Source organism: Sebaldella termitidis ATCC 33386, assembly GCF_000024405.1.
GTDB classification, from domain to species: domain Bacteria; phylum Fusobacteriota; class Fusobacteriia; order Fusobacteriales; family Leptotrichiaceae; genus Sebaldella; species Sebaldella termitidis.
Genome location: NC_013517.1, coordinates 3,042,357 through 3,063,680, shown reverse-complemented (window position 1 = coordinate 3,063,680; position 21,324 = coordinate 3,042,357). Strand labels below are relative to the sequence as shown.

Genomic DNA, 21,324 nt, shown 5'->3' with positions numbered 1-21,324 from the left:
CTAAACAGTCAAGCGAACTATGATCTGTTTAAAATTTCATTTTTAAATATTTCCAGACTAGACTTAAAAGTCAGGATATTTTTTTCCAATTCCTTTTCATCCATATCAAAATGAACTATGATATGCTTTTTGAAGCACATATTAACCATATGCTTTTCCATCAGGTCTCTTTTAATGATTTCTAAATTAATAGTTTGGAGTTCTTTTTCTTTTTTTGTAAGAAGAACGTTTTTTTCTTTTAGAAGTGCCTTAAAATCCCTTATTTCTTTTCGGGCATGACCTAATTGTGATTTCAAAGAGTGACGCTCTTTTTCAAGAAATGCCACCTCTTTTTCCAGGGTTTTACATGAATTTGTCATAAGTTCACCATGAAAATGAACTTTTTTTATTTTTTCCAAGAAAGCGCTTTCTGACATATTTTCCTCCTGAATTTAAGACTGTATGAAGAAAAATTTTAGATAATCAAGGAAGAGAAGTGAAAAATTTTTCTTCAGGGACATTCCTGTATTTTGGACATTTTTAAAACAAAACTGAGTAAATCATATTTATTTTAAAACTGTCATATTGAAATGATATATATGAATAAGTCAGAATAAAAGGTATGCAAAGTGCTTAATTTTCAGAAAATAATTAAGCAATGAGAATAACTTTTACCCCTCCTCACTATATAGTAAAGAGACAACCAAATAGTTTACACCGAAAAATTTTTGCTGTTCTCAATATATACAGATTAGTAAACCAAATAGTTTACAGTATAATTTTTCCGAGTAAATTTCCTGATTTATCAAAGAGCTCAATCTCTTTTTTAGAAGAGCCGTCAGCACCAGAAAGAGATTTCTGTTTTTTTATTTCCTCTTCAATATCTTTGGTAAACTGATTCCATCTGGGAAGGATTAAATGCGGACAGATTTTCCCGCTCCAAGATTTATGTGTCCGGACTTTATCGATTCCCCAGTTTTTTCTTATCAAAAGATCCGCGATAAGTTCAACGGCCTGTTTTTCAGCGGCAGTTCCCGCACTGTCACATATTTCTATTCCAATGCTTGTGGAATTGCCTTCGCCTGTTCCGGCATGATAAGCTATTTCATCAAGGGGAACTGCTTCAATAGCTTCTTTTCCGTCTACCACAATATGCCAGCCGGTAGATGTGGTGTTTTCAGGATTATCAAGCCAGCGTCTTTCATTATCGGCACTGCTTTTCGGGTTACCGGTGTTATGTACAGTGATCCATTTGAAATCTAGTTTTTTTCCCGTTCTCTTCTTGTTAATGGTAAGATGTCTTTTTATTACTTCGTTATATTTCATAGCTTTTCTCCTTTTTATATAGAATTCTTATATTATTTCTTCATAATAGTGTAAAGTTATGTTCTTTCCGGCATAATCAAATTTATCATTTATTTTTTTTACTACTTTATTTACGGATTGTCGTGTAACTCCTAATTTTTTCCCTATTTCACTCTGAGTTTCTTTGTTTTTATAAAATGAATCATAAACAAAGAATTCCTTTTCATCTAAAACAAGCATGGGAATAATTTTCAAAAGTCTGTTTCTGCATAGTTTTTCTAGAAAATCTGTAAAAGATCCGGCTTCTATTTTTTCATTGATAATTTTTTTCAGATCGGTAATATTAAGATCATAAATATCTTCAATGGTTTCTATTTCAATTTCTTCGTGTGTATAGAAGGAAAGTTCCTCAGAAAGCATAAATTCAGAAATATCCTTATCAAAGACTTTATATTCTTTATATTGTTTTTTCATTGCTTCCTCCTTTATGAAAGTAAGGGTTACTGTCAGGATTAGATTTTTTTTCAAGTATTATGATTCTTTCATTCAGGTTTTCAAGTATTTCTACAAGTTCATCATTAACAATGTATTTTTTTTCAATAGTGCTTAGTATAAGAGCAGTAGTTAAAAATAAAAAGATACATATTATAATTGTTATTGCAAGCATAGGTTTTACCTCCGTTTTTTTATTTAATAGTTTTTAGATTTTGTAACTTTTATGTGTCATTAGAATACCGAATTTATCAGTTCTGTGAAGCTCTATTTCCAGCCATCTCCCGCCTGAAGACTCTGGGATTTCAGTGATTGTTTTATCATTTTTCTTCTTATAATATGAAGGTGTTCTTAATTCCAGAATTTCTTTATGAAGAATTTCATTTTTTGGATTTAAAGTTTCGATAATACGGCTGTGTTCATAGTCGCTGTTTTTGCCAAAAAGCCAGATGACATCTGCACCGTCAATCTTTTGAGCAAGTCTGCTGTGCTGGATTTTGCCTTTGGTAACAGGTGATTTAGTTTTTCCCTCATCAGAAAAAATTCTGTATTTAAACCCGGAGTGACCCATTTGAAAATTTAAGGTAAGCCAGTTTTTGGACGGACATATGATAATATTGGTGTCCATGCTGTAATTTAATCTGCTTGTCAGCTTTTTCAAAGGCAGTGTATTTATAAGTTCGCTGTCTTTGTATGAGATAAAGTCAATATTTGAAGCAAAGGGTCTTAAAAATTCATATGCAAAATCAATACTGAGTTTTTTTTGAAATTCACTTTCAGGATTTCTTTTTGCATAAAAATTTTTATTTTCCTTAAAAAAATCAAGAGTATTTCCATTAAGCAAAATTCTTGCATTTTTTTCTTTGGCTTCCTTCAGGTGTTTTTCTGCTAGTTTTAGATTTTGATGGCCTTCTGTAAGATTTATGTCACTCATCAGGGCAAAGAGATATTTTGTCTTTCTTTTGTTTGAAGTATATTTTTTAGTGATAGAATTCATAATTTCCTCCTTTTTAATATTATTAAATATTTATTTTTTACCTTTTGGGGAATAAAAGATAAAAGAAAAAGCGGGCCTGCTGCATATTTCTATACAGAAGGTCCGCTTGGGACGCTGGTTTTCTGTTTACCAATGAATTTAATCATAAAATCTGATGATATAGTAATTCAGAGTATTTGATTAAATTTTTTGGTTATAATTCCTACATTTTGAATTTTACATTTTTTACACTTAAAATCATACTTTACTTTTCCTTCTACTTCAATTTCCATATGCAGTTTCCCGCAGGTTTTACATCGTATTTCAATTTTTATCATGCTGTTCCCCGCTTTCGTTCATTAATAGAATTAATTTTTTTGTTTATGGAAAATAAAAAACTATATTTTTTAAAATGAAAACATGATGTAAATGAGAACTAATAGTTAATGATAATTATGTATGATATATGTGTATATTTCATTATATAGGGAATATATGAAGTAAGTGTGAACAAATTAAACATTTTTTAGAAATTATCACTTTATTCAAAATTATTAGTATTGTATAAGCCTGCAAAGATAGCTTTGGTAATAAAAAGAGACCCTGCGCATATTTCTATACGAAAGGTCCGCTTGGGACGCTGATATTTTAAGTTGTACTGTTAAATTTTTGTGTTATTACTCCTATATTTGTATTTTTACACCTTTTACATTTAAAATCATATTTTACTCTTCCCTCTACCTCAATTTCCATATGCAATTTACCACAGGTTTTACAACGTATCTGTATTTTTATCACATTCATTCCCCGCTTTCGATTTATTATTTTGTGTGTTAATATATTTAATAATTAATTAACTTATTGAATATGATTTTGCCTTTTAGCAAAAAAAGATAAAAAATAAAAAGTATATTGAAAAAGTTTTTATTTTTTAAAAACAGGAAAAATATACTTTTGATTCATGGAAAGGTGATTTTTATTGTTAGATATATAATAACATTTTTGTTGCTTTTTGTCAATATAAATTTTATAAATATAATATTTAGATAACTATAAAACAGATTTTGCTGCCAGAAAAATCTGTTTTATGAGTATGATCTAAAACTGTAAACGACTTTTCCGATACATTTAATATTATCATTTTCCGTGATCTGAATAGGGGGGTAAATCTCATTATAGCTGAAAAGATAAGCTCTGCCGTCGTTATAATACTTCAAAAGCTTTACGTATCTTTCATTGTTCAGATCTACAACAATAACCTTATTGTTTAGTTCTTCCCATTCAGGACATGAAGGATCAAGGATAAGAATATCGTTATTGTAAAATTCGGGTTCCATGCTTTCTCCGTGAACTTTAATTCCGAAAAGTCCTTTTTTATGTCTTATATTTTTTGGAAGTGAAACTTCCATAATTTCATAATCTGTGGTATCCAGATATCCGTTTCCCGCAGAAGCAAAACCGTAAATATATAATTTCTGATCATCTACTTCAATATAATCTTCAGATCTGAAAATCTGACTGTCGAGCATTTGAAAGAAATTATAATTTAAAATTTTGGAAAGACCAAGGAGAAGGAGAGTATCGATTTTTTTTCTCTGTCCTTTTTCTATTCTAAATAAAGTAGAAGGAACAATATCGATATCTTCTTTCTCAAGCTCTTCTGAAAGCCTGTCAAGAGACCAGTTTTTTCTCTCACGCAATTCTCTGATTTTATTACCAAGCGCTTCTAATTTATTCATAAATATCACCCAATGTTATTATAACTCTTTTTTTGCAAAAAAGCAATATATATTTTTTAGAAAAAGAAAAAATTATCTTTTGGCATTGTTTTTTTGAAAAATAATTATATTTTCATAGCCGGAAAGCACTGTTTTTTAGCTAATAAATATGGATTAAATAAAGAATTATTTGGAAAATGCAGATAAATATTATATAATATGAAAGAAAAGTGTAAAAAATATAAAAAAATTAAGGAGGAGTAATGAACGATTTAGAAGAACTATATTCAAAGAGTAGTTTTGACACATCAAAAGAGAATCCAATGACAGTTCAGCTTGATGAGGTTTTTAAGAAAAAATTGGGATTTTTGGGAACTTTTCAGCAGGTTATGGGAGTTTTAGCTATTATATACGGGGCATTTCTATGTATTGGTATATTTACGGCAATAGTAGGGGTTCCTGTAATTTTGGTAGGAATAAAGGTATTTAAATCCGGAGGGGCCTATAAAGATGCTTTAATGAATTCCAGCGGGGAGGATTTGAAAAGAGGGTTATGTGAACTTTCAGATGCTTCAAAAATTTATCTGGTACTTTTAATTATAGGAATAGTAGTTTCTGTTATTATTTGCATATTTTTTATGGGTGCAATGATCGCAGCATTGTCACAGCCTGATTATTACTATTAAAATAGACCTCTGTTAGATCATTTTGATTATAACAGAGGATTTTTTTTAATCAAAATTTTTTCAAAGGAAAATATAGGTTGAATTTTTAAATTTAAATAAGATATAATATATTAAAATAAATGCGGAGGTAATAAAATGAAAAAAATAGAATATATACTAAATGGAAAAGCAGGGGATATTTCAGTAGATGAAGCAAAAGCAAAATATGAAAATGTAAATTTCAGATGCGCAGTTAAACTGGAAGATAACGGGGATACAGTAAGTGTAAGTACAAAGAGTAAAACTACAAATTATAAAAATATAAACGGAAAATGGGAAGCTGAATAAAAGAACAGAAATCTGTAGTGAGGTGAGGTAGAGTTATGTTTGGGAAGAGCAGGGTAGAAGCATTTAGCGACGGGGTTTTGGCAATAATTATTACAATAATGGTACTGGAATTAAAGGCTCCGCATAAAGCGGATATCTCAGAACTGACAGAACTTTTTCCAAAATTTTTCAGTTATGTGCTTAGCTTTATATACGTGGCAATATATTGGAATAATCATCACCATATGTTTTCAACAGCAGAAAGAATAAACGGGAAAATTTTATGGGCCAATACACATTTATTATTCTGGCTTTCATTAATACCATTTACTACAAGCTGGATGGGAGAAACAAATTTTTCAAATATTTCCACTATGTTATACGGATTTATTCTTTTAATGTGTTCAATAGCATACCATATAGTACAGAATTCAATAATCCGTCAGCAGGGGAAAAATTCAAAACTGAAAAAAGCTGTGGGCAAGGATAAAAAAGGATTAATTTCACCATTTCTTTACACACTGGGGATTATTTTCGGAATATTTGCCCCGGCAGTATCGATGATAATTTATACAGGTGCTGCAATTTTATGGATTATTCCCGATACTCGTATTGAAAAAATGAATTTTTTTGAATAAAAAATAATAAAAGTTAAAAATCTTCACATTAACTTCATATGTAAACCTTATAATACAGATATAAGATTTATGACGAGGTGAAAATATGAGAAGATATAGATCATTGATATTAATAGTTTTGTTGGGAATTTCTATGGTAGGCTTTAGCCGGAATAATGACAGGAATAATAATGGAAGACCGGGAAATTACAGCAATAACGGAGATAGACATAATAATAACAGCCGTCCCGGCGGCAATCAGAATCATAATAACGGAAATAACCGTCCCGGCAATAATTCACGTCCTGGAAATAATAACAATAATACAAATGACAGAAATCCGGGATGGAATAATAACAGCACAGGTAATTCCGGAAAATACTGTGCAGAGAAAAAGAGAAATTCTAATCAGTGTATAAGATATGAAAATTATAACGGCGGGCAGCTTCCAAACAAACCGCCAAAATTATAAGTGTGAGTCTTTCTTTATAATAATAAGAAAACAGAGGTTTAATTAATCTCTGTTTTTCATTTTCAGAATAAAGTGCTATACTATGCTGTATAATTAAATAATATGAAAATAATCAGGAGCAGTAAAAAAAATTCATAAAAATGGAGGGATTGTGTGAGCAAAAAGGAAAAGATTATGCTTGGTGTAATTATTGCAGGTTTTATAGGTTTTGGAGGAGTGACCTTTAAAGCAGTGCAGTATAGAAAAAAACTTATCGAAACTAAGAAGGTAGTTGCAGAAAAAGAGAAGATAATTAAGGAAAAAGATGAAACTATTTTGAAATCGGTAAAATTAGGATATGAGGCTTTGGTACGTTATGAATATATGGATAGTGCAAGAACTTATTCAATAAGACATCCGTATAACTCAGGAATCAGTCATCCGGATTTTCAGGTTATTTTAAATAAGGCCTCGGAAGCCTATTTAAATTACAATAATTTTTTAGAAACATTGGGATATAAAGACGGGAAACTGACAGCACTTATAAATAAGGAAAAAAATGACTTTGAACAGATAGCGGACAAAAAAAATGCCTTATTGGAACTGATGACAAAAGAAGACGAAAAAAAGAAATAGTTAGATTTATATGATAAAGACAGGAATGAAGCAAAGAGTTCCTGTCTTTATTTTTGTAAAAAATAATCAGAGAGAATTAAAAATGTTCACATAAAATTCACTCCCAGTTCACTATTATGCCACAAAGAGCTGTTAATATAAGTGTATAAAATAAATATGAGGTGATAATAATGAAAAAGAATTTATTAATAATACCAATGTTACTAATGGGGCTGTCAGTAGTGGGATTTTCAAAGCCGACACCAGCAAAGAAGCCTGTAACACAAAAGGTATGTGTACAAAAAAGCAGAAAGACAGGAAAGTGTCTGAAATATGAAACAAGGAAAGTAGTAAATAATAAAAAGAATAACATAAAAAATAAACCACAGAATATGAATAAAGCAAGATAAAAAAGGAGGAAATGAATGAAAAAATTATTTATGGTATTAATACTGTCTTTGGCAGTAACATCGTGTATAGTAGTGGAAGACGGTTACAGAGGAACAAGAGTAAGGGTAAAAAGACCGCCTTTAATAATAATAGGATGAGCAAAAGACTTTTCTATTCGGAATTATAAAATTATCCGGAGATAGAAAGTCTTTTTTTATGTGAAATAGAGCTTCGAAAACCGGAGAAGGGTTACAGGATATAAAAAAACACAGAAAAACAGATAACAAAAGGTGAGCTTATATCTTAAATAAATTAGAAAAATAACGAAAAAACTAAAATATTGTTTTAAATGTGATAAAAGCAGTAAAACGATTTTTAAGAACACTGTTATTCATGTGTATTCAACTTAGAAAAAAATATATATTAGTGTTAGAATCGAAATATATTTTTGAGAATCAGAGGTGTTAATTTATGTCAGAATATTATTTTTTTAATGGTGTAAAGAAGATATTTGAAATTGAAAAATGGTTTAAAAGATCTTTTCATGAAATTGTGTATTTGGAACACACAGCTCCTGTTACATTTACGATAGATAAAGTTACATATACAGTGAGATATACAGAAGAGGAAAATTTGATATATACCATAAAGCTTTACGGTAATGACTGTGATATAAGGTCATATCATAAAACCGTAAGAAAAAGGATTGAAAAATTTCTGAATGTATTAAAAGATATGGAATAAAGAGTGAGGCGTAACGAGCTGCTGTTATCTTTAAAATATCTGGTTAAAATCAAATAATAATGAGAATACAAAGCAGTATTTTGATAAGAACTGCTGTAGTAAAATGATCCGGGAAAGAGAAAGAAATATTAAGAAAATGATGTAAGAAAAAGTATTTTTAAGAGCCTCTGCAATGAGGTTCTTTTTTTCTTAAAAAATGAAAAACGGAGAAAAATAAAGAATATTGTTTTAAATGACTAAAAAACCCTAATGGAGGATTTTTATAAACAGTCCTATTCAGCTGCATTCCGCTTAGAAAAATTTATATTTAAATGTTAGAATCATTACATAAAAAAAGCAGGAGGTGTTCATCATGAGAGATGAAATGAAGAGTGAGGCAGAGAATGCTTATGTTAGTTTTTTTACAAAAAAGGAGCTGGAAGAAACGCTGAATAAAATAGGGTGTTCGCGTTATCCAAATGATCATAGAAGCATGAGAATAAAGGAACTGCTGAGAAAACATAAATATAACAGGACTAAACAGCTCGTGGAAGAGGAAATATATATTCTGAAATATTCTTTTATATTATTTAATAATGCAGAATCATATAAAATTATTAACAAGCATGAAAAAGAGCTGGCAGAATATGTAATGGAAAATTCAGAAGAAATAATGAGAGTTTCGATGTATGATTTTATAGAGACTAAAAGCAGCAGGTATGGTAAGAGGGGAACGGCTTAATCAGGCAGAAACTGAAATATGAAAGAATAAGGGCCTAAAAGATAAGGCTCTTTTTTTAAAAAACAAAAGATAAGCTGATACTTGAAAAATCCGAGACAATAGTTTACTGATTCGAGAAAAATTAGTATTAACGAATGAAAAATCCAGTGATATTTTTTTATACATTCCTTTATTTATTCAATAAAATGTTGTATAATAATATATAAAATTTAAGGAAGTGCTAAATGTTGAAGTATAAAGTTGAATATTTTTTAGTAGTGGGAGTAAAATCAGGATTACGAATTTTACCGGTAAAATTAAGGTTTAAAATTTTGGAGTTTCTGGGAGTCTTAACATATTATGCAATAAAAAAACGCAGAGATATAACAAATAAAAATTTAAGAATAGCTTTTCCTGAAAAAGATGAGAAAGAAATAAAGAAATTAGCAATAGAGTCATATAAAAGTACTGCTAAAAATACTATCATTCCTTTATTTTTGACAGAATTAGTATCTAAAGGATATATAGAAGCAGAAAACTATGGATTGGTAAAAGAATTAATGGCTCAAGGCAGAGGAATGATCATAACTACAATACATATGGCCGGTTTTGAAGCAGGTTTTTTTATGGGAAAAGATTACGATACTAATGTTGTTTTTAAAAAGCAGAAAAATCCGTATATTAATGATATGATGGAAAAATGCAGAGCTAAAGCAGGGACAAATTCAATAATGAAAAATATTGAAAACGGTTCTAACGAAAAAATACAAAATGTATTTAAGAATAAAGGGATACTTGTACTGGCAGCAGATCAGTATTCGAATGATGTGGAAGTAGAATTTTTTGGAAAAAAGACAAAAGCAAATGCAGGAAATATCTTATTGGCAATAAAATATAAGGTACCTCTTCTTTTTGCCTATTCGAATTATGACGGATATAAGATAAAATTGAATTATCTTAAGAATATAGAAATTGAAAAGATGGGTAATCTGAGAGAAACTGTAAAACATAATGTTCAGAATTTATTTTATGAGTATGAAAAAGTCATTCGGCAAAATCCGGGAGAGTATATGTGGCAGCATAACAGATGGAAAAATTAAATATATTTTGAAAATAAGAAAGTCTGGTAAAAACCAGACTTTCTTGTTGTATATATGAAATAAAAAACAGTTAATATATAAAATTTCACTGTTATATTAACATAAGGTAATTTTAAAAAGGAATATATTCATGAAGAAATATAGAAGTATTAAATTTTTAGATAATTTAGAAAGAAAAAATGTGTTTTTTGTTACTTTTTCATTTTTGAAAAATATGTTATAATTTTAAAAATTATAATAACAGAAGTATCATTTAAAAAAATCTCAATTTAAATGAAATAATAATTGAAGAGAAGTGCGGGCAATAAATGCATGCAGGGTAATCAAAATATAAATAGTCATAAAGTAATAATAGATTACTAAAAATCAGGAGGTAATTATAATGGATAAAATAAAAATTTTATTGGGAATTGGAATACTTTCTCTTGTAATAGGAGGATTTTTAACATTTAGCAGCAAAAACAGAAGTCAGGATAATCTGGATATTGCTATGAATGCTACAAATGCACAGGAAGCAGCAGAAATGATTTCAAAGAATAACAGAAGTGAAGTCGGTCAAAATACACTGGGAATGGCTCTTTTAGGTTTTGGAGCAGGGATAACAGCTGTTTCTGTAATCAGATTATTGAAAAATAAAAAATAGAAACGGATTAGGGAATTTTAAAGGAAACTTTTTCTGGAGATATAAAACGGAAACTTCGGGAGAGGAAGTTATATTGCGAAATATATAAGAATGGGGCATGAATTATGCGAGCTTTAAAAAAGCTGTATATCTTAACAGAAAAAAGTAGAATATAGAATATCCAAAAATTTTTGTAATTTTAGATTGTTATTATTCAAAAGATGAGAAAAATTTATATTATAAAGATGTAAAGTTAAATAGGGCTGATATGAATAGTTTTATGGTTTTGTACTGGGAATATGCTAAAGATAAATCCAGGATATATTTTAATTACTGTGTGACTAGTGAGGAACCAGATAGTTTTGAAATCTTATAAAATTATGATTCTTCAATGGATAAAAATTCAGTATATTATTTCAGAGCGAAAATACAGAAGACAGTTCCGGTTTCATTTTTAATTCTGAAAGACGGAAAAGCGAAAGAGAAAAATAATTTTTATTCGAAATAATTTTTCTATATTTTTGTGCTGAATAATTTTTTATTTATAATATCATTCAATTGTATTGTTGTGAAATTGAAGCAAAATTTTTAATAAAATAAATTTTTCTTTTCTTTTTAAAAAAAATATGCTATAAATAACTTGTTCTAAGTTTTGATAGTAATATTATTATAGAAAAGGTAGGTAGGACTATGGAAAACTTAGAGATGGATTATTTATACTATAGTTGTATATTAATAGATGTTTTGTTGGAGAATCCTGACGGATTAGGTGAACTGGCAACAGAACTTGAGATTTTGAAAAGAGAATACTGTAAAAATATAAAAAATTAGAAGGGAGCCAAAGGCTCTTTTTCTTTTTGGAAAAATTAAATATTCAGCCTTGTGGAAATGCTTTGATTAGTATATAATTAAGCTTCAAGGAGGAATATACTATGAGAAAGCTTGTAACAATTCAAAAAGTCAAAAATATTTTACCGATCGAGAATTCTGATTTTATAGAGTTAGTTGAAATTATGGGGTGGAAATGTGTTGTTAAAAAAGGAGAATTTAAGATAGGAGATTTTGGAATCTATTTTGAAGTTGACAGTTTTTTACCAATAATGGAAAAATTTGAATTTTTAAGGAAAAGCAGTTATGCTAAAAACGATATTATGGGTGAGGGTTTTCGGATAAAAACTGCAAAATTACGCGGGAAGATATCTCAGGGCCTTTTCCTGCCACTTAAAGATTTTCCGGAATACAAAAATTTAGCTGAAGGAACTGAGATAACAGAGCTGCTTAATGTGAAAAAATGGCAGATGCCTGAAGTAGAAGGAGCCGCTGGAATAGAAATAGGAGATAAGCCATATGGTATTCCGACAACAGATGAGGTTCGTATTCAATCAAGTCAGGAATTAATAGATGATCTGACAGGCAAACCATATTATATAGCGACAAAAATGGACGGGACAAGCTGTACAATATATTTTAACAACGGACAAGTCGGTGTTTGCGGGAGAAATAAAGAATATAAAGAAACGACAGCAAGCGGTTATTGGAAACTTGCTCATTTGTATAAAATACCTGAAAAATTAACAGGACTCGGGAAAAATATTGCACTGCAGGGCGAATACTGCGGGGAAAAAATTCAGAAAAACCGGTTAAAATTACAAAAACCTAAATTTTTTATATTTAATGTTTATGATATCGATACAGCAACTTATTATAATTATAGGGATTTCAGAGATATTATTGCACATCTTGGCTTAGAAACAGTTCCGGTGGAGGAAGAGGGAGAAAGCTTTAATTATTCACTGGATGAACTGCTTGAAAAAGCTAATGGGAAGTATCCGAGCGGACTGGATAAGGAAGGGATTGTAATAAGAAGTCAGGAAAATACAGAAGACGGGAAATTTCTTTCATTTAAAGTTATAAATAATGATTTTTTACTTAAAGAGAAATAAATATATAAGAAAATAGATAATAAAAGAATAAATCCCCAGTTATTCAGGCTGGGGATTTTATCAACCTTTAAAAGACAGGGCATTGTTTAAAAAGTCTTGAAGGTTATTGAAATTTGTATATTTCTTTATATGATTATCAATTGTTTCCTGAGGAATATTTTCTAAATCATCATGTGTAAAAATATTAACAGCACTAAAGAAATCATCTATACTTGTGAATTTTTCATTAGTATGCATCTGGATGAATTTAGGCGGGAAAAGGATATTAAAATCAATTCTGATTATATTATTTTTAGCCGGAGTATCAGGATGAAATTTTTCATCTAACTGCTGCTTGAGCTGTTTTTCAATATTCATATCCAAAGAATCAAAAGAATTTTTATCCTTGTCATATTTTGCTTTTATTGGCATTGTATTCTCCTTTTTAGAAAAATTATATCATGAAAAATTTATTTATTCCAATAAAAAAAGACCTTATTTTCAGGTCAAGGCACTTTGTGAATTTGTTCGCAGCATTTATAGTGCAGAAATTCTGAGATCAAAGAAATAGAGAATAATAAAAACAGGCAGCCTGCTTGTAAACATAATAGATGAAAATTAGTCAGAAGATAATCTTATTAATTTAATAATTAAAACATCATTCTGAGAGGAGAGGATTTCTCCGCTAATTTTCACTTTTTTATCATATAAATCATATATTTTATTTTGGTAATCATCATTTTCAATTTTTAGCTTTGTATATGTCTGTTTATTATATGTAACGGGATTATCTAAAATAATATATGTATCTTCACAAGTAGTGCAGACTTCTGTTTTTTTTTCGGTATAACAGCAGCTATACAGCTCAAAATTAATTTTACCTGTACTTGAAATAATATCTTTGGGCTCACCGAAAGAAAATGAAGTTAATAATGTAAATATTAAAGAAAATATTGCTTTCATAATTTGACTCTCCTAAAAAATTTATAAAATCTAAAGCAATTATAACATATAATTAAAAGAAATGCGTATTCTTAAATTAAAAAGAAAAAGCTGAACTCTATGCAGTGATAATTTTTTATATTTCTCAAAAATACTGCTTTGAACAATAATAGTTTTTTCATAAATGCTTTCCTTTTAACAATTTTTATAATATTATAATCAATGGAAAATATTAAAGTATTGAAAATAATTCTTGACTCTCCTGTTAGGGGAGAATATAAACTTAACTTAACGAAAGAAAGGATAGTATATTATGTATAAAATTGGTATGTTTTCAAAGCATGGTAAAGTCACAATAAAAACATTACGTCATTATGATGAGGTAGGGCTTCTCAGACCTGCTTATATTGATGAAGAAACAGGATATCGCTATTATACGACAGAACAGCTTTCTCATCTTCATGAAATTATTGCATTAAGGCAGATGGGTTTTTCGATACCTGAAATTCTAAGTATTTTTAATAATTTCAATGTTGAAAAAATTCTGGAACAGCGAAAAGCAGAGCTTGAATCAGAATACAGGATTATTATCAACCGCCTCTTTCGTTTAAATTACTATATTAAAGAAAAGAAAGAAGGTAGAAACATGAATTATCAAGCAGTTATCAAAGAAATTCCCGAGTGTATAGTATTTTCAAAGCGTCAAATTATCGAAAATTATAATACACTGATGGAGCTTGTGCCGTCTATAGGCAAAAAAGTAAAAGCAGCAAATCCTACACTTAAATGTGCTCAGCCGGAATATTGCTTTAATATTTATCATGATGGTGAATACAAAGAAAAGGATATTGATGTTGAAGTATGTGAGGCTGTGGTCGAATTTGGAATAGAAAGTGACGGGATAATTTTTAAGAAAATTCCGGCAGTTACTGTAGCTTCAGTTATGCATAAGGGTCCATATAAAGATTTTGGTTCAGCCTATGCATTTATATTTAAATGGATAGAAGAAAACGGATATATTGTTGCAGATAATGCAAGAGAGAGTTATATTGACGGAATTTGGAATAAGGAATCAGAAAATGACTGGCTGACTGAAATTCAGGTTCCGGTTATGCAAAAATGAGAAAAACAGTAAGGCAGTATTAATAAAATCTATTCGAAACAAATACTAAGGAACTTATGGATTTATTATTGGAAAAAGAATATATACAATAAAGTTTCTATTAATGTAACAATTCACATTATCTTCACACAGAAATGTTAGGATTTAGATATATTATGATTTGGAGGATAATATGAAAAAAGTATTTTTAGCAATATTGATTTTATTAATGTCAATATCATCGGCAGGATTTGGAAGATCATACAGACATAACAGACCAAATAACGGAAGACCTGCTTATAAAAAAGTATGTATAAGACGAGACAGGCGGGGAAGATGTTTAAGATATGAGTACAGGAGAATACCTTATCATAGACATAATAATTCAAGACCGCCAAGATTCAGATAAGTGTATTAACTTACAGATGTGAAAATAAAAGAGAGCAGATTATTCTGCTCTCTTTTAAATATCAGGGGAATATTGATTATATTTAAGTTTTAGAATATTAATAAATAAATACTCTTCTTAAATTAATTTTCAGCTATCTATTTTTTTAATAATATGCATTAAAAATATCTTTAGTATATTTATTATTAGCCACTTTGTAAGAAAAATTGTGTAGAATAAAAATTTAGCCATCTAAAATGCACTGGAAAAACTCTGAAAATAAAAAGAGTGCATTCCCCTGATTAAGAATATAGACTGTTATTTTAACTCTTTTCTCATGATGATACTGCCGTCTTGTTTTGTAATGGCAGTAAATCCTGCTTTTTCAAACAAGCTGACAGGTCCGGTATAGTCCCATTCGAATCTTTCAGTGTGTATTTGAGGAAAACCTTCAACGGCAACATATCCCTCAGCTTTCGCATCTGCCACGGCTCTGTTTAGCAAAGCGGTGGCAACGCCTTTTCCACGATATTCCGGGGAGATTTCAAAGCAAACTACTGCTTTTTCCTTTTTTTCAGCAGGAGCGTAGAGCCGAAATCCGTTTGCAGATTCAAGGGGGAAATTTGCTTTACTGTTCGCATTACACCAGCCGATTGATATACCATCAACATATGCCAAATAACCCTGTAAAGCTTTTGATGTAATTTGCCGTATAACAATTTCGCGAAGTACACGTACAAAATTTTCATCGCCGTATGAAAAACCTTCTTCCATTTTGTCCAATAATTCGGTTTTTTCCTGTTCCTTTGTCATTTGCCAGCCGGTACAATAACACCCGCCCCATGGAGAATTATCAGTAAATGCACGGTTGTCAAGGAAGTCAAAGTAGTCTGCTGCAAGCTCCTCCGTGAGTGGTTTAATTATAATTTCCATATGTTACACCTCCGTTAATTTAAGTATAGCAGCTCTTATGATTTCTGAATCAGCAGAGAATATTACAGCTCTAATGGCAGACCTGCTTACTTTTCAAAACCTGTTTATAATAAGTATACCATTTTCAAAATCAACTTTAAAGGCTTGATTAAGAATATTTATGATTCTTTTTGGGAGAAAATTTCACTTGGCAGTTTTCTTATGAAAGTTTTAGAGCTTATTTTTGATACTAATCTTAAGGGTGAAAAAAATAAGAATTGTAAAATATAGGAAATAAATATTTTTAAACAGAAAGCTGTAAATTAATTGAAAAAAATTTTAAAAGTCAGGCTAATTGACTTTGAATATTGAATTAGTTATAATTTAGCAATAAATATTTGGTTTGGGAAGGAGAAGAATGTTTAAGTTAATTTGTGGAATTATTATGATTAGTGCAGGAATTTTTCAACGGTTTTATATTAATGAAGAAAATGCAGATAAATGGATTAAAAATATGAGAAATAAATCTGTAGAAGAAGCTGTAAAAACACGGAAAAATCTTGGATTACTATGGTTAATTGCCGGTTCTCTTGCTACTATAAATGCTATTATTGATATTTTTCGTGTATATTAAAGGGGGAAAGGGCGTCAAGAGGATTTTTAAAATTCTCTTTTTATTTAACAGAATATTTACATTATAAAAACTTAAGGAGGAAATAAGAATGGTTTTATCGAATGGACGAAAAGATCAACTGCAAGCCTATAACAGGATTACAACTTGGATTGATCCAGAAACAGGAGTAGAATATCTAATTGTAGAAAACTATGAAAAAATTAATATCCATGGTGCTTCTGGGGGAATAGCGATTACTCCACGTTTAAATTCTGACGGAAGTATTATGGTGAAAAATCCAGATCAAGCTAAATAGTTTGTGCATATCTCTTGTAAAGACAAAAAATAAAGCCTGATAATTTTATTATAAAAATATTTCATTTGAAAGAAACAGTTGTTAGAATCAAAATGAAGTAGTATAATAAATTATAAGATCCATTATTAGAATTTTTGAATAAATATGAAGGAGACGATAATGAAAAAGAAGGAGAGTGCATTCACGGATGTGGAAAGTATTATTAAAAGAAACAAATTAACAATTAAAAAGGCAAATAAAAAGAAGGATAAAAAACAGTTCAATTTTAAATTTCCGTCCTTTAAAGTTAAAGATTTTTTCAATAATAATTTTAAAAGATTGAATATAGCATTGTCAATTATAATATTGGGACATCTATACAGTACCAGGTTATACGGATTTGGTATATCCATGTTGGCATTAATATGGATATATTTACCATATGCTTCTTATACATTAGAAGAAAATGTGGAAAATGACAAAAGATACTATCACAACATATTCCACATGGCATTCAGCGGGTGTGTTTATGCTATATGTTTGGTAACATTAGCATCATTATTTTTAGGATTTTAAAAGATAATAGTTAAAATAGTAAAAATAATGAGAGATATCGAAAAAATTTCATGATAAATTTAAATTATCTGAATTAAATGAACTTATAAGAAAAAAATTTATACGCCTATTTTGAAGAAAGGAGAAAATATGGCTGGAATAAAAGGGAAAAGCGGTGGTAAAAGAGCAGGGGCCGGAGCTAAAAAGCTTCCTAATGAATTAAAGCGGGATAATATAATAAGATTTATGATAAATGATTCAGAAAAGGAGTATATTGAATCAGAGTTCAAAATCTTAAAAAAAGAACTCAAAACTAAAGCAAATGCAGATGTTCTGACATATTTACTAAAACTGCAAAAAAAATAATAAATTACATCAAAAGTAATACTAACATGAGTATTTTTACCTTCGCAAGGAGAAGTACGGGATATTGAGGAAATGATATGAATAAAACAGAAGCTTGAAAAAATTAAACAGAACTACGAATTGGTATAATATGATACAAACATTAGATGTTATCATGCAGATATTAGAAACAGAATAGAAAAATATGTTAGCAAACTAAAAAGAGTAGAATAAATCTACTCTTTTTCTTATTTATAATTTGAAATCAAATTAAATTGATTAAGATTAACAAGTGGCGTACCCAAGTACGCCGTATCTCCCCTAACTCATTCTTTTAAAAAATGATATCTATGTTATGAATATCATGTATTTTTATTTTTCTAATTATTAAGTGTAGTATTTCTTTTAAGTCCTCTATAAGGTCAAAATCTATGTTTCTAAGCAAGTATTTGAGTGTATCTATATTATCTTCCGTAATCTCTTTTTTTGTCTCCTCAGTGATTAAAATTTCCTTTTGTTGAATCTCTTTTTTTATTTTGTCTTTTATCTTATTTAATTCTTTCAATTCTTTTTCTGCTGCTTCTTCACTCATAAAGCCTTTTACTATAAGTGATGCTATTGTAGCTTCAGCTTTTAATTTTTCATCTAAATTTTTTTCCAGGAGAATCTTTTCATCAATTATATCAGCAATTCTGAACTGATAATCATTAAGCATTTTTAGCTTTGGTTCTGATAATATTTTTTCAGTAATGGAGTTTTCTAATTTATCGGCATTAAACCGTGAACCGCATTTCTCACACTTATAATAATGAAAAACATTATCATTATATTTTTTGATCTTCTCGCCTGCAAACTTTCCGTTGCATGAACATTCTAGGAAAGTAGAGTATAAGTATTCTCTTTCAATATTCATGTATTTAAGTTTATTTTTAAGCCTAATTTCCTTAATTATTTCATACTCTTCGTCTGAGAGGATAGCTGGGTAAACTCTATCACTTGATATTTGGTATTCTTTTCTTCTGCCCTTTGTATGATTTTTATCAACTTTTCCTTTTTTTCCATATGTTCGATAACCTATAAGCTCTGGCATAAGACACCAATCAATAACAGTCCGGTATTTCAAATTATTCACTCTACAGCTTTCTTTTATAGATCTATATTTAATCATATCTAAAAATACTTTACGGTAAAAATCCCAAGTTTCATTATTAGGAATAACAACTTTACATTTTATACCGTTAACAATTCCCTTATCTGTAGTGAACCAAGGGGATAAAGAACCGCCAAGGTATCTATTAGTTTCTGCATAGTTGAACATATTATCAGTAACTTTTTTTACCATTTTATTTTTCTCTTCCTGATTCTGAGAGAAGCGGAAAGAGGATATTAAACTTTCTACAGTTCCATCAGCTTTTAGTTCTCCCTCGTTAACTGATATAACTTTAACACCAAGATCATCAAAATCAAAAAGGAATCTCATTCCCTGTTTATAATCGCGGGAAAATCTATCTGAATAAAGTACAATTACATGTTTTATATGAGTATTAAGAATTAAGAAGTGTTTCAGGCGGTTAAAGTCAGCTCTATTTTCTTTATCACCATGATCTGTATCTGAAAATGTTTCTATAATTTTATAATTATTTTTGGATGCCCACAGCTCTATCAATTTATCCTGTTCGTCTTTGGAACCACGGGCATCCTGCTGATTTGTGCTAACTCTTGTATATTTTACAGCTTCAATCATATTATGCACCTTTTTTCAGTTCAATTTTCTCTTTCAGTTCCTTCATTTTGATAATTGCTAATTTAATATTGTCTTTCTTATTCATCTATATCACCATCCTTATTTCTTTAAATCTCTATCCAGTATCTTATTTTTAGCCCTATTAAATTGTTCGTCACTTTCTTTTTTCATTCTTTTGTAATCTTCATTCCGTTTCTTGTTTGTGTATAGTAGATATATTCCAAACACCACTAAATATATTACTATTATGAACAATATTATAATTATAAGTATTTCTTTCATCAGTCCTCCTTTTCAACCCAATAAGCTATTTCTTTTACGCCAGCCTTACTAGTATTACCACAATCAAGACACACAACCGAATGAATAACACTATATCCTTCATGTGTCATAGCATTTTGAAATCCTATTAGACCGCCACACAGTTTGCATATCCACATGTTAGTCCTCCAATCCTAAGATTTTATTTACTTCTTTTAAAAAATTGATGGTTTCTTCAAGTTGGCAAATACTAAGTGCAGTATCGTAAACATCTGAATTATACCCAACGAAAGCAGTTATGTAAGGCGTTCTCATCTCTTCGATAGATTCATCATATTCAAAAGTTATACTGTGTAAAAAATCGTGTTGAAAACAACACTTTGGCTCGATTATTAGCATAGTTTTAGGGTAGTTAGTGTCTTCTGAAACTTTTAAATCAGACCAAGGATATTCTTTTTTCAATTTCTCCAGTCCTTTAATTTCGTTAAACTTTTCTAGTGCTGTCATTCCGCTACCCCCTTATATTTTTTGTACGCTGAGATAAAATCAAACAATGTGCATCTATTTTCAGTCATTTCATTGTAAACACTAGGCGGTAATGCTTCTTTTATTATAAGTAAAACATCTATCATTTTTCCATACATAGTAGACATGTCTTTCATAGTAATATCTGTTTTCATTCCACCACCTCTAATTCCATAAGTTCTGCTTCTACATCACTTATTTTTTCTCTTAAATCTAAAATTTTATTAGTATATTCGCTTCTTTTTAATTGGTCTGTTTCTTCTTCCAGTTTTAAATAATAGTAAGTTCTTTTTGATACCAACATTGCTAACTTACGAATTAAATCAATTTCTCTTCCTGTCATCACTCTGTCACCTCTAATTCCATAAGCTCTGATTTACTCCAAGCTTTGCCCGATTCCCATGTGATGAAGGGGAATAGTTCGCTGTTTATTACAAGTCTGTCATCACCCCAAATTCTGCCCCAGTGACCTAATGAACATTGCTGTGGCATTTTCTCGAATATGCATAAACTATTATTTTCGCTTCTTGCTATGAAAAATTCATCTTCGTGACACTCTATAAGTATTTTCTCTTTCCTCGTAAGCTTAGGCTTTTCGTTAAGTATCACTTTGAGTCCGTAGAATTCTAGTTCTGCGAGGTTTTCTAAGCCTATGAATCTTAAAGAGATACAACATAATAATCCTTTGTTATCAAAAGTATCTGTTTGTTTTAAGACAAGATAATCTTGTCCGGTGAGAAGAAACTTTTTACCATGGTATTCCCACTCATACCCTTTTAATTCTTCCAGTTTCTCTATGTGTTTTGTTTGCATTTCAATACCTCCCATATCCGTTGATTTTCTTGTTTTGTTCAATTGCTCGTTTTTCTCTTTCTGCCTCTAGCATTCTTAAATATCCTTGATATTCTTTTTCCGTTAGTTTTAGAATTTTTATCTGTTCTTCCGCCCTTAAAATCTCATCTCTTAATTTTGTGTCCGATAGTTCCTTTATGTTTAGTTTATCTAGCAATATACCCATG

At 29.7% G+C, this 21,324-nt stretch carries 36 protein-coding genes; 20 read left to right on the top strand and 16 right to left on the bottom strand.

What is annotated here, in order from left to right; all coding sequences use genetic code 11:
- Nucleotides 1-17 precede the first annotated feature (17 nt).
- From STERM_RS14335 to STERM_RS14310, 6 genes are all read right to left on the bottom strand, one after another.
- Nucleotides 18-416, bottom strand: coding sequence for a hypothetical protein (locus STERM_RS14335; protein ID WP_012862343.1), 399 nt, complete (start codon nucleotides 414-416; stop codon nucleotides 18-20).
- A gap of 331 nt (nucleotides 417-747) precedes the next feature.
- Entirely contained in the window at nucleotides 748-1,305 is a 558-nt protein-coding gene (locus tag STERM_RS14330; RefSeq protein ID WP_012862342.1) for a peptidoglycan recognition protein family protein, read from the bottom strand.
- Between the two features lie 27 nt (nucleotides 1,306-1,332).
- Nucleotides 1,333-1,758, bottom strand: coding sequence for a MarR family transcriptional regulator (locus STERM_RS14325; protein ID WP_012862341.1), 426 nt, complete (start codon nucleotides 1,756-1,758; stop codon nucleotides 1,333-1,335).
- A complete protein-coding gene (locus STERM_RS14320) occupies nucleotides 1,742-1,951 on the bottom strand; it encodes a hypothetical protein (RefSeq protein ID WP_012862340.1) in 210 nt (69 codons plus the stop codon). The genes STERM_RS14325 and STERM_RS14320 overlap by 17 nt, the downstream gene beginning before the upstream one ends.
- A 33-nt stretch (nucleotides 1,952-1,984) precedes the next feature.
- Nucleotides 1,985-2,773, bottom strand: a complete 789-nt coding sequence (locus tag STERM_RS14315) for a hypothetical protein (RefSeq protein WP_012862339.1) — start codon at nucleotides 2,771-2,773, stop codon at nucleotides 1,985-1,987.
- A gap of 1,064 nt (nucleotides 2,774-3,837) precedes the next feature.
- Nucleotides 3,838-4,491: an XRE family transcriptional regulator gene (locus tag STERM_RS14310; protein WP_012862337.1), complete on the bottom strand. Its 654-nt coding sequence runs from the start codon at nucleotides 4,489-4,491 to the stop codon at nucleotides 3,838-3,840.
- Nucleotides 4,492-4,733: 242 nt separating this feature from the next.
- Between STERM_RS14310 and STERM_RS14305 the strand changes: the two genes are divergently transcribed.
- The 14 genes from STERM_RS14305 (at nucleotide 4,734) to STERM_RS14255 (ending at nucleotide 12,644) form a co-directional block, all read left to right on the top strand.
- On the top strand, nucleotides 4,734-5,156 hold the full coding sequence (locus STERM_RS14305; RefSeq protein WP_012862336.1) for a DUF5362 domain-containing protein: 423 nt from the start codon (nucleotides 4,734-4,736) through the stop codon (nucleotides 5,154-5,156).
- A 135-nt stretch (nucleotides 5,157-5,291) separates the two neighbouring features.
- Nucleotides 5,292-5,483, top strand: a complete 192-nt coding sequence (locus STERM_RS14300) for a hypothetical protein (protein ID WP_012862335.1) — start codon at nucleotides 5,292-5,294, stop codon at nucleotides 5,481-5,483.
- Between the two features lie 35 nt (nucleotides 5,484-5,518).
- Entirely contained in the window at nucleotides 5,519-6,100 is a 582-nt protein-coding gene (locus STERM_RS14295) for a TMEM175 family protein (protein WP_012862334.1), read from the top strand.
- An 85-nt stretch (nucleotides 6,101-6,185) separates the two neighbouring features.
- Entirely contained in the window at nucleotides 6,186-6,551 is a 366-nt protein-coding gene (locus tag STERM_RS14290; RefSeq protein WP_012862333.1) for a hypothetical protein, read from the top strand.
- A 153-nt stretch (nucleotides 6,552-6,704) separates the two neighbouring features.
- On the top strand, nucleotides 6,705-7,166 hold the full coding sequence (locus tag STERM_RS14285) for a hypothetical protein (RefSeq protein ID WP_012862332.1): 462 nt from the start codon (nucleotides 6,705-6,707) through the stop codon (nucleotides 7,164-7,166).
- Between the two features lie 170 nt (nucleotides 7,167-7,336).
- A complete protein-coding gene (locus STERM_RS14280) occupies nucleotides 7,337-7,555 on the top strand; it encodes a hypothetical protein (protein WP_012862331.1) in 219 nt (72 codons plus the stop codon).
- Nucleotides 7,556-7,570: 15 nt separating this feature from the next.
- A complete protein-coding gene (locus STERM_RS22725; RefSeq protein WP_012862330.1) occupies nucleotides 7,571-7,693 on the top strand; it encodes a hypothetical protein in 123 nt (40 codons plus the stop codon).
- 313 nt (nucleotides 7,694-8,006) lie between these two features.
- A complete protein-coding gene (locus tag STERM_RS14275; RefSeq protein WP_012862329.1) occupies nucleotides 8,007-8,279 on the top strand; it encodes a hypothetical protein in 273 nt (90 codons plus the stop codon).
- Nucleotides 8,280-8,631: 352 nt separating this feature from the next.
- Nucleotides 8,632-9,000 carry a hypothetical protein gene (locus STERM_RS14270; protein ID WP_012862328.1) on the top strand — a complete coding sequence of 123 codons (369 nt, stop codon included), beginning with the start codon at nucleotides 8,632-8,634 and terminating at the stop codon, nucleotides 8,998-9,000.
- A gap of 224 nt (nucleotides 9,001-9,224) precedes the next feature.
- Nucleotides 9,225-10,079: a lysophospholipid acyltransferase family protein gene (locus tag STERM_RS14265; RefSeq protein ID WP_012862327.1), complete on the top strand. Its 855-nt coding sequence runs from the start codon at nucleotides 9,225-9,227 to the stop codon at nucleotides 10,077-10,079.
- A gap of 382 nt (nucleotides 10,080-10,461) precedes the next feature.
- Nucleotides 10,462-10,722: a hypothetical protein gene (locus tag STERM_RS14260; RefSeq protein WP_012862326.1), complete on the top strand. Its 261-nt coding sequence runs from the start codon at nucleotides 10,462-10,464 to the stop codon at nucleotides 10,720-10,722.
- A gap of 151 nt (nucleotides 10,723-10,873) precedes the next feature.
- Nucleotides 10,874-11,077 carry a DKNYY domain-containing protein gene (locus STERM_RS22850; RefSeq protein ID WP_081439641.1) on the top strand — a complete coding sequence of 68 codons (204 nt, stop codon included), beginning with the start codon at nucleotides 10,874-10,876 and terminating at the stop codon, nucleotides 11,075-11,077.
- Nucleotides 11,078-11,391: 314 nt separating this feature from the next.
- On the top strand, nucleotides 11,392-11,532 hold the full coding sequence (locus tag STERM_RS22270; RefSeq protein ID WP_012862325.1) for a hypothetical protein: 141 nt from the start codon (nucleotides 11,392-11,394) through the stop codon (nucleotides 11,530-11,532).
- Between the two features lie 101 nt (nucleotides 11,533-11,633).
- Nucleotides 11,634-12,644 carry an RNA ligase (ATP) gene (locus STERM_RS14255; protein ID WP_012862324.1) on the top strand — a complete coding sequence of 337 codons (1,011 nt, stop codon included), beginning with the start codon at nucleotides 11,634-11,636 and terminating at the stop codon, nucleotides 12,642-12,644.
- A 60-nt stretch (nucleotides 12,645-12,704) separates the two neighbouring features.
- Here the strand turns inward: STERM_RS14255 and STERM_RS21370 are convergent, their stop codons facing one another.
- Nucleotides 12,705-13,055, bottom strand: coding sequence for a hypothetical protein (locus STERM_RS21370; RefSeq protein WP_012862323.1), 351 nt, complete (start codon nucleotides 13,053-13,055; stop codon nucleotides 12,705-12,707).
- Nucleotides 13,056-13,241: 186 nt separating this feature from the next.
- Nucleotides 13,242-13,586 (bottom strand): hypothetical protein, encoded by a 345-nt coding sequence (locus tag STERM_RS14245; RefSeq protein WP_012862322.1) that lies wholly within the window; start codon nucleotides 13,584-13,586, stop codon nucleotides 13,242-13,244.
- A 292-nt stretch (nucleotides 13,587-13,878) separates the two neighbouring features.
- On the opposite strand from STERM_RS14245, the gene STERM_RS14240 reads away from it, so the two are divergent.
- Complete coding sequence (locus STERM_RS14240; protein ID WP_012862321.1) at nucleotides 13,879-14,688, top strand: MerR family transcriptional regulator; 810 nt, start codon at nucleotides 13,879-13,881, stop codon at nucleotides 14,686-14,688.
- 172 nt (nucleotides 14,689-14,860) lie between these two features.
- Nucleotides 14,861-15,076, top strand: coding sequence for a hypothetical protein (locus STERM_RS14235; RefSeq protein ID WP_012862320.1), 216 nt, complete (start codon nucleotides 14,861-14,863; stop codon nucleotides 15,074-15,076).
- Between the two features lie 297 nt (nucleotides 15,077-15,373).
- Here STERM_RS14235 and STERM_RS14230 read toward each other — a convergent pair whose 3' ends face one another.
- Nucleotides 15,374-15,988: a GNAT family N-acetyltransferase gene (locus tag STERM_RS14230; RefSeq protein WP_012862319.1), complete on the bottom strand. Its 615-nt coding sequence runs from the start codon at nucleotides 15,986-15,988 to the stop codon at nucleotides 15,374-15,376.
- 397 nt (nucleotides 15,989-16,385) lie between these two features.
- Between STERM_RS14230 and STERM_RS14225 the strand changes: the two genes are divergently transcribed.
- From STERM_RS14225 to STERM_RS14210, 4 genes are all read left to right on the top strand, one after another.
- Nucleotides 16,386-16,601 carry a hypothetical protein gene (locus tag STERM_RS14225; RefSeq protein WP_012862318.1) on the top strand — a complete coding sequence of 72 codons (216 nt, stop codon included), beginning with the start codon at nucleotides 16,386-16,388 and terminating at the stop codon, nucleotides 16,599-16,601.
- A gap of 88 nt (nucleotides 16,602-16,689) precedes the next feature.
- Nucleotides 16,690-16,896, top strand: coding sequence for a DUF6440 family protein (locus STERM_RS14220; protein WP_012862317.1), 207 nt, complete (start codon nucleotides 16,690-16,692; stop codon nucleotides 16,894-16,896).
- Nucleotides 16,897-17,055: 159 nt separating this feature from the next.
- Nucleotides 17,056-17,451 carry a hypothetical protein gene (locus STERM_RS14215; protein ID WP_012862316.1) on the top strand — a complete coding sequence of 132 codons (396 nt, stop codon included), beginning with the start codon at nucleotides 17,056-17,058 and terminating at the stop codon, nucleotides 17,449-17,451.
- A 129-nt stretch (nucleotides 17,452-17,580) separates the two neighbouring features.
- A complete protein-coding gene (locus tag STERM_RS14210; RefSeq protein ID WP_012862315.1) occupies nucleotides 17,581-17,796 on the top strand; it encodes a hypothetical protein in 216 nt (71 codons plus the stop codon).
- Nucleotides 17,797-18,109: 313 nt separating this feature from the next.
- Here the strand turns inward: STERM_RS14210 and STERM_RS14205 are convergent, their stop codons facing one another.
- The 7 genes from STERM_RS14205 to STERM_RS14180 all read right to left on the bottom strand — a co-directional run bounded on the left by STERM_RS14205 (nucleotide 18,110) and on the right by STERM_RS14180 (nucleotide 21,323).
- Nucleotides 18,110-19,519, bottom strand: a complete 1,410-nt coding sequence (locus STERM_RS14205; RefSeq protein WP_012862314.1) for a recombinase family protein — start codon at nucleotides 19,517-19,519, stop codon at nucleotides 18,110-18,112.
- 99 nt (nucleotides 19,520-19,618) lie between these two features.
- Entirely contained in the window at nucleotides 19,619-19,801 is a 183-nt protein-coding gene (locus STERM_RS14200; protein WP_012862313.1) for a hypothetical protein, read from the bottom strand.
- A 159-nt stretch (nucleotides 19,802-19,960) separates the two neighbouring features.
- Nucleotides 19,961-20,287 carry a hypothetical protein gene (locus tag STERM_RS14195; RefSeq protein ID WP_012862311.1) on the bottom strand — a complete coding sequence of 109 codons (327 nt, stop codon included), beginning with the start codon at nucleotides 20,285-20,287 and terminating at the stop codon, nucleotides 19,961-19,963.
- Nucleotides 20,284-20,460 carry a hypothetical protein gene (locus STERM_RS22265; protein ID WP_012862310.1) on the bottom strand — a complete coding sequence of 59 codons (177 nt, stop codon included), beginning with the start codon at nucleotides 20,458-20,460 and terminating at the stop codon, nucleotides 20,284-20,286. Before STERM_RS22265 ends, STERM_RS14195 begins: the two co-directional genes overlap by 4 nt.
- Entirely contained in the window at nucleotides 20,457-20,648 is a 192-nt protein-coding gene (locus tag STERM_RS14190; RefSeq protein WP_012862309.1) for a hypothetical protein, read from the bottom strand. The genes STERM_RS22265 and STERM_RS14190 overlap by 4 nt, the downstream gene beginning before the upstream one ends.
- Nucleotides 20,648-21,160, bottom strand: a complete 513-nt coding sequence (locus STERM_RS14185) for a hypothetical protein (protein WP_244407177.1) — start codon at nucleotides 21,158-21,160, stop codon at nucleotides 20,648-20,650. Before STERM_RS14185 ends, STERM_RS14190 begins: the two co-directional genes overlap by 1 nt.
- Entirely contained in the window at nucleotides 21,120-21,323 is a 204-nt protein-coding gene (locus tag STERM_RS14180; RefSeq protein ID WP_012860273.1) for a hypothetical protein, read from the bottom strand. Before STERM_RS14180 ends, STERM_RS14185 begins: the two co-directional genes overlap by 41 nt.
- Between the last annotated feature and the right edge of the window lies 1 nt (nucleotide 21,324).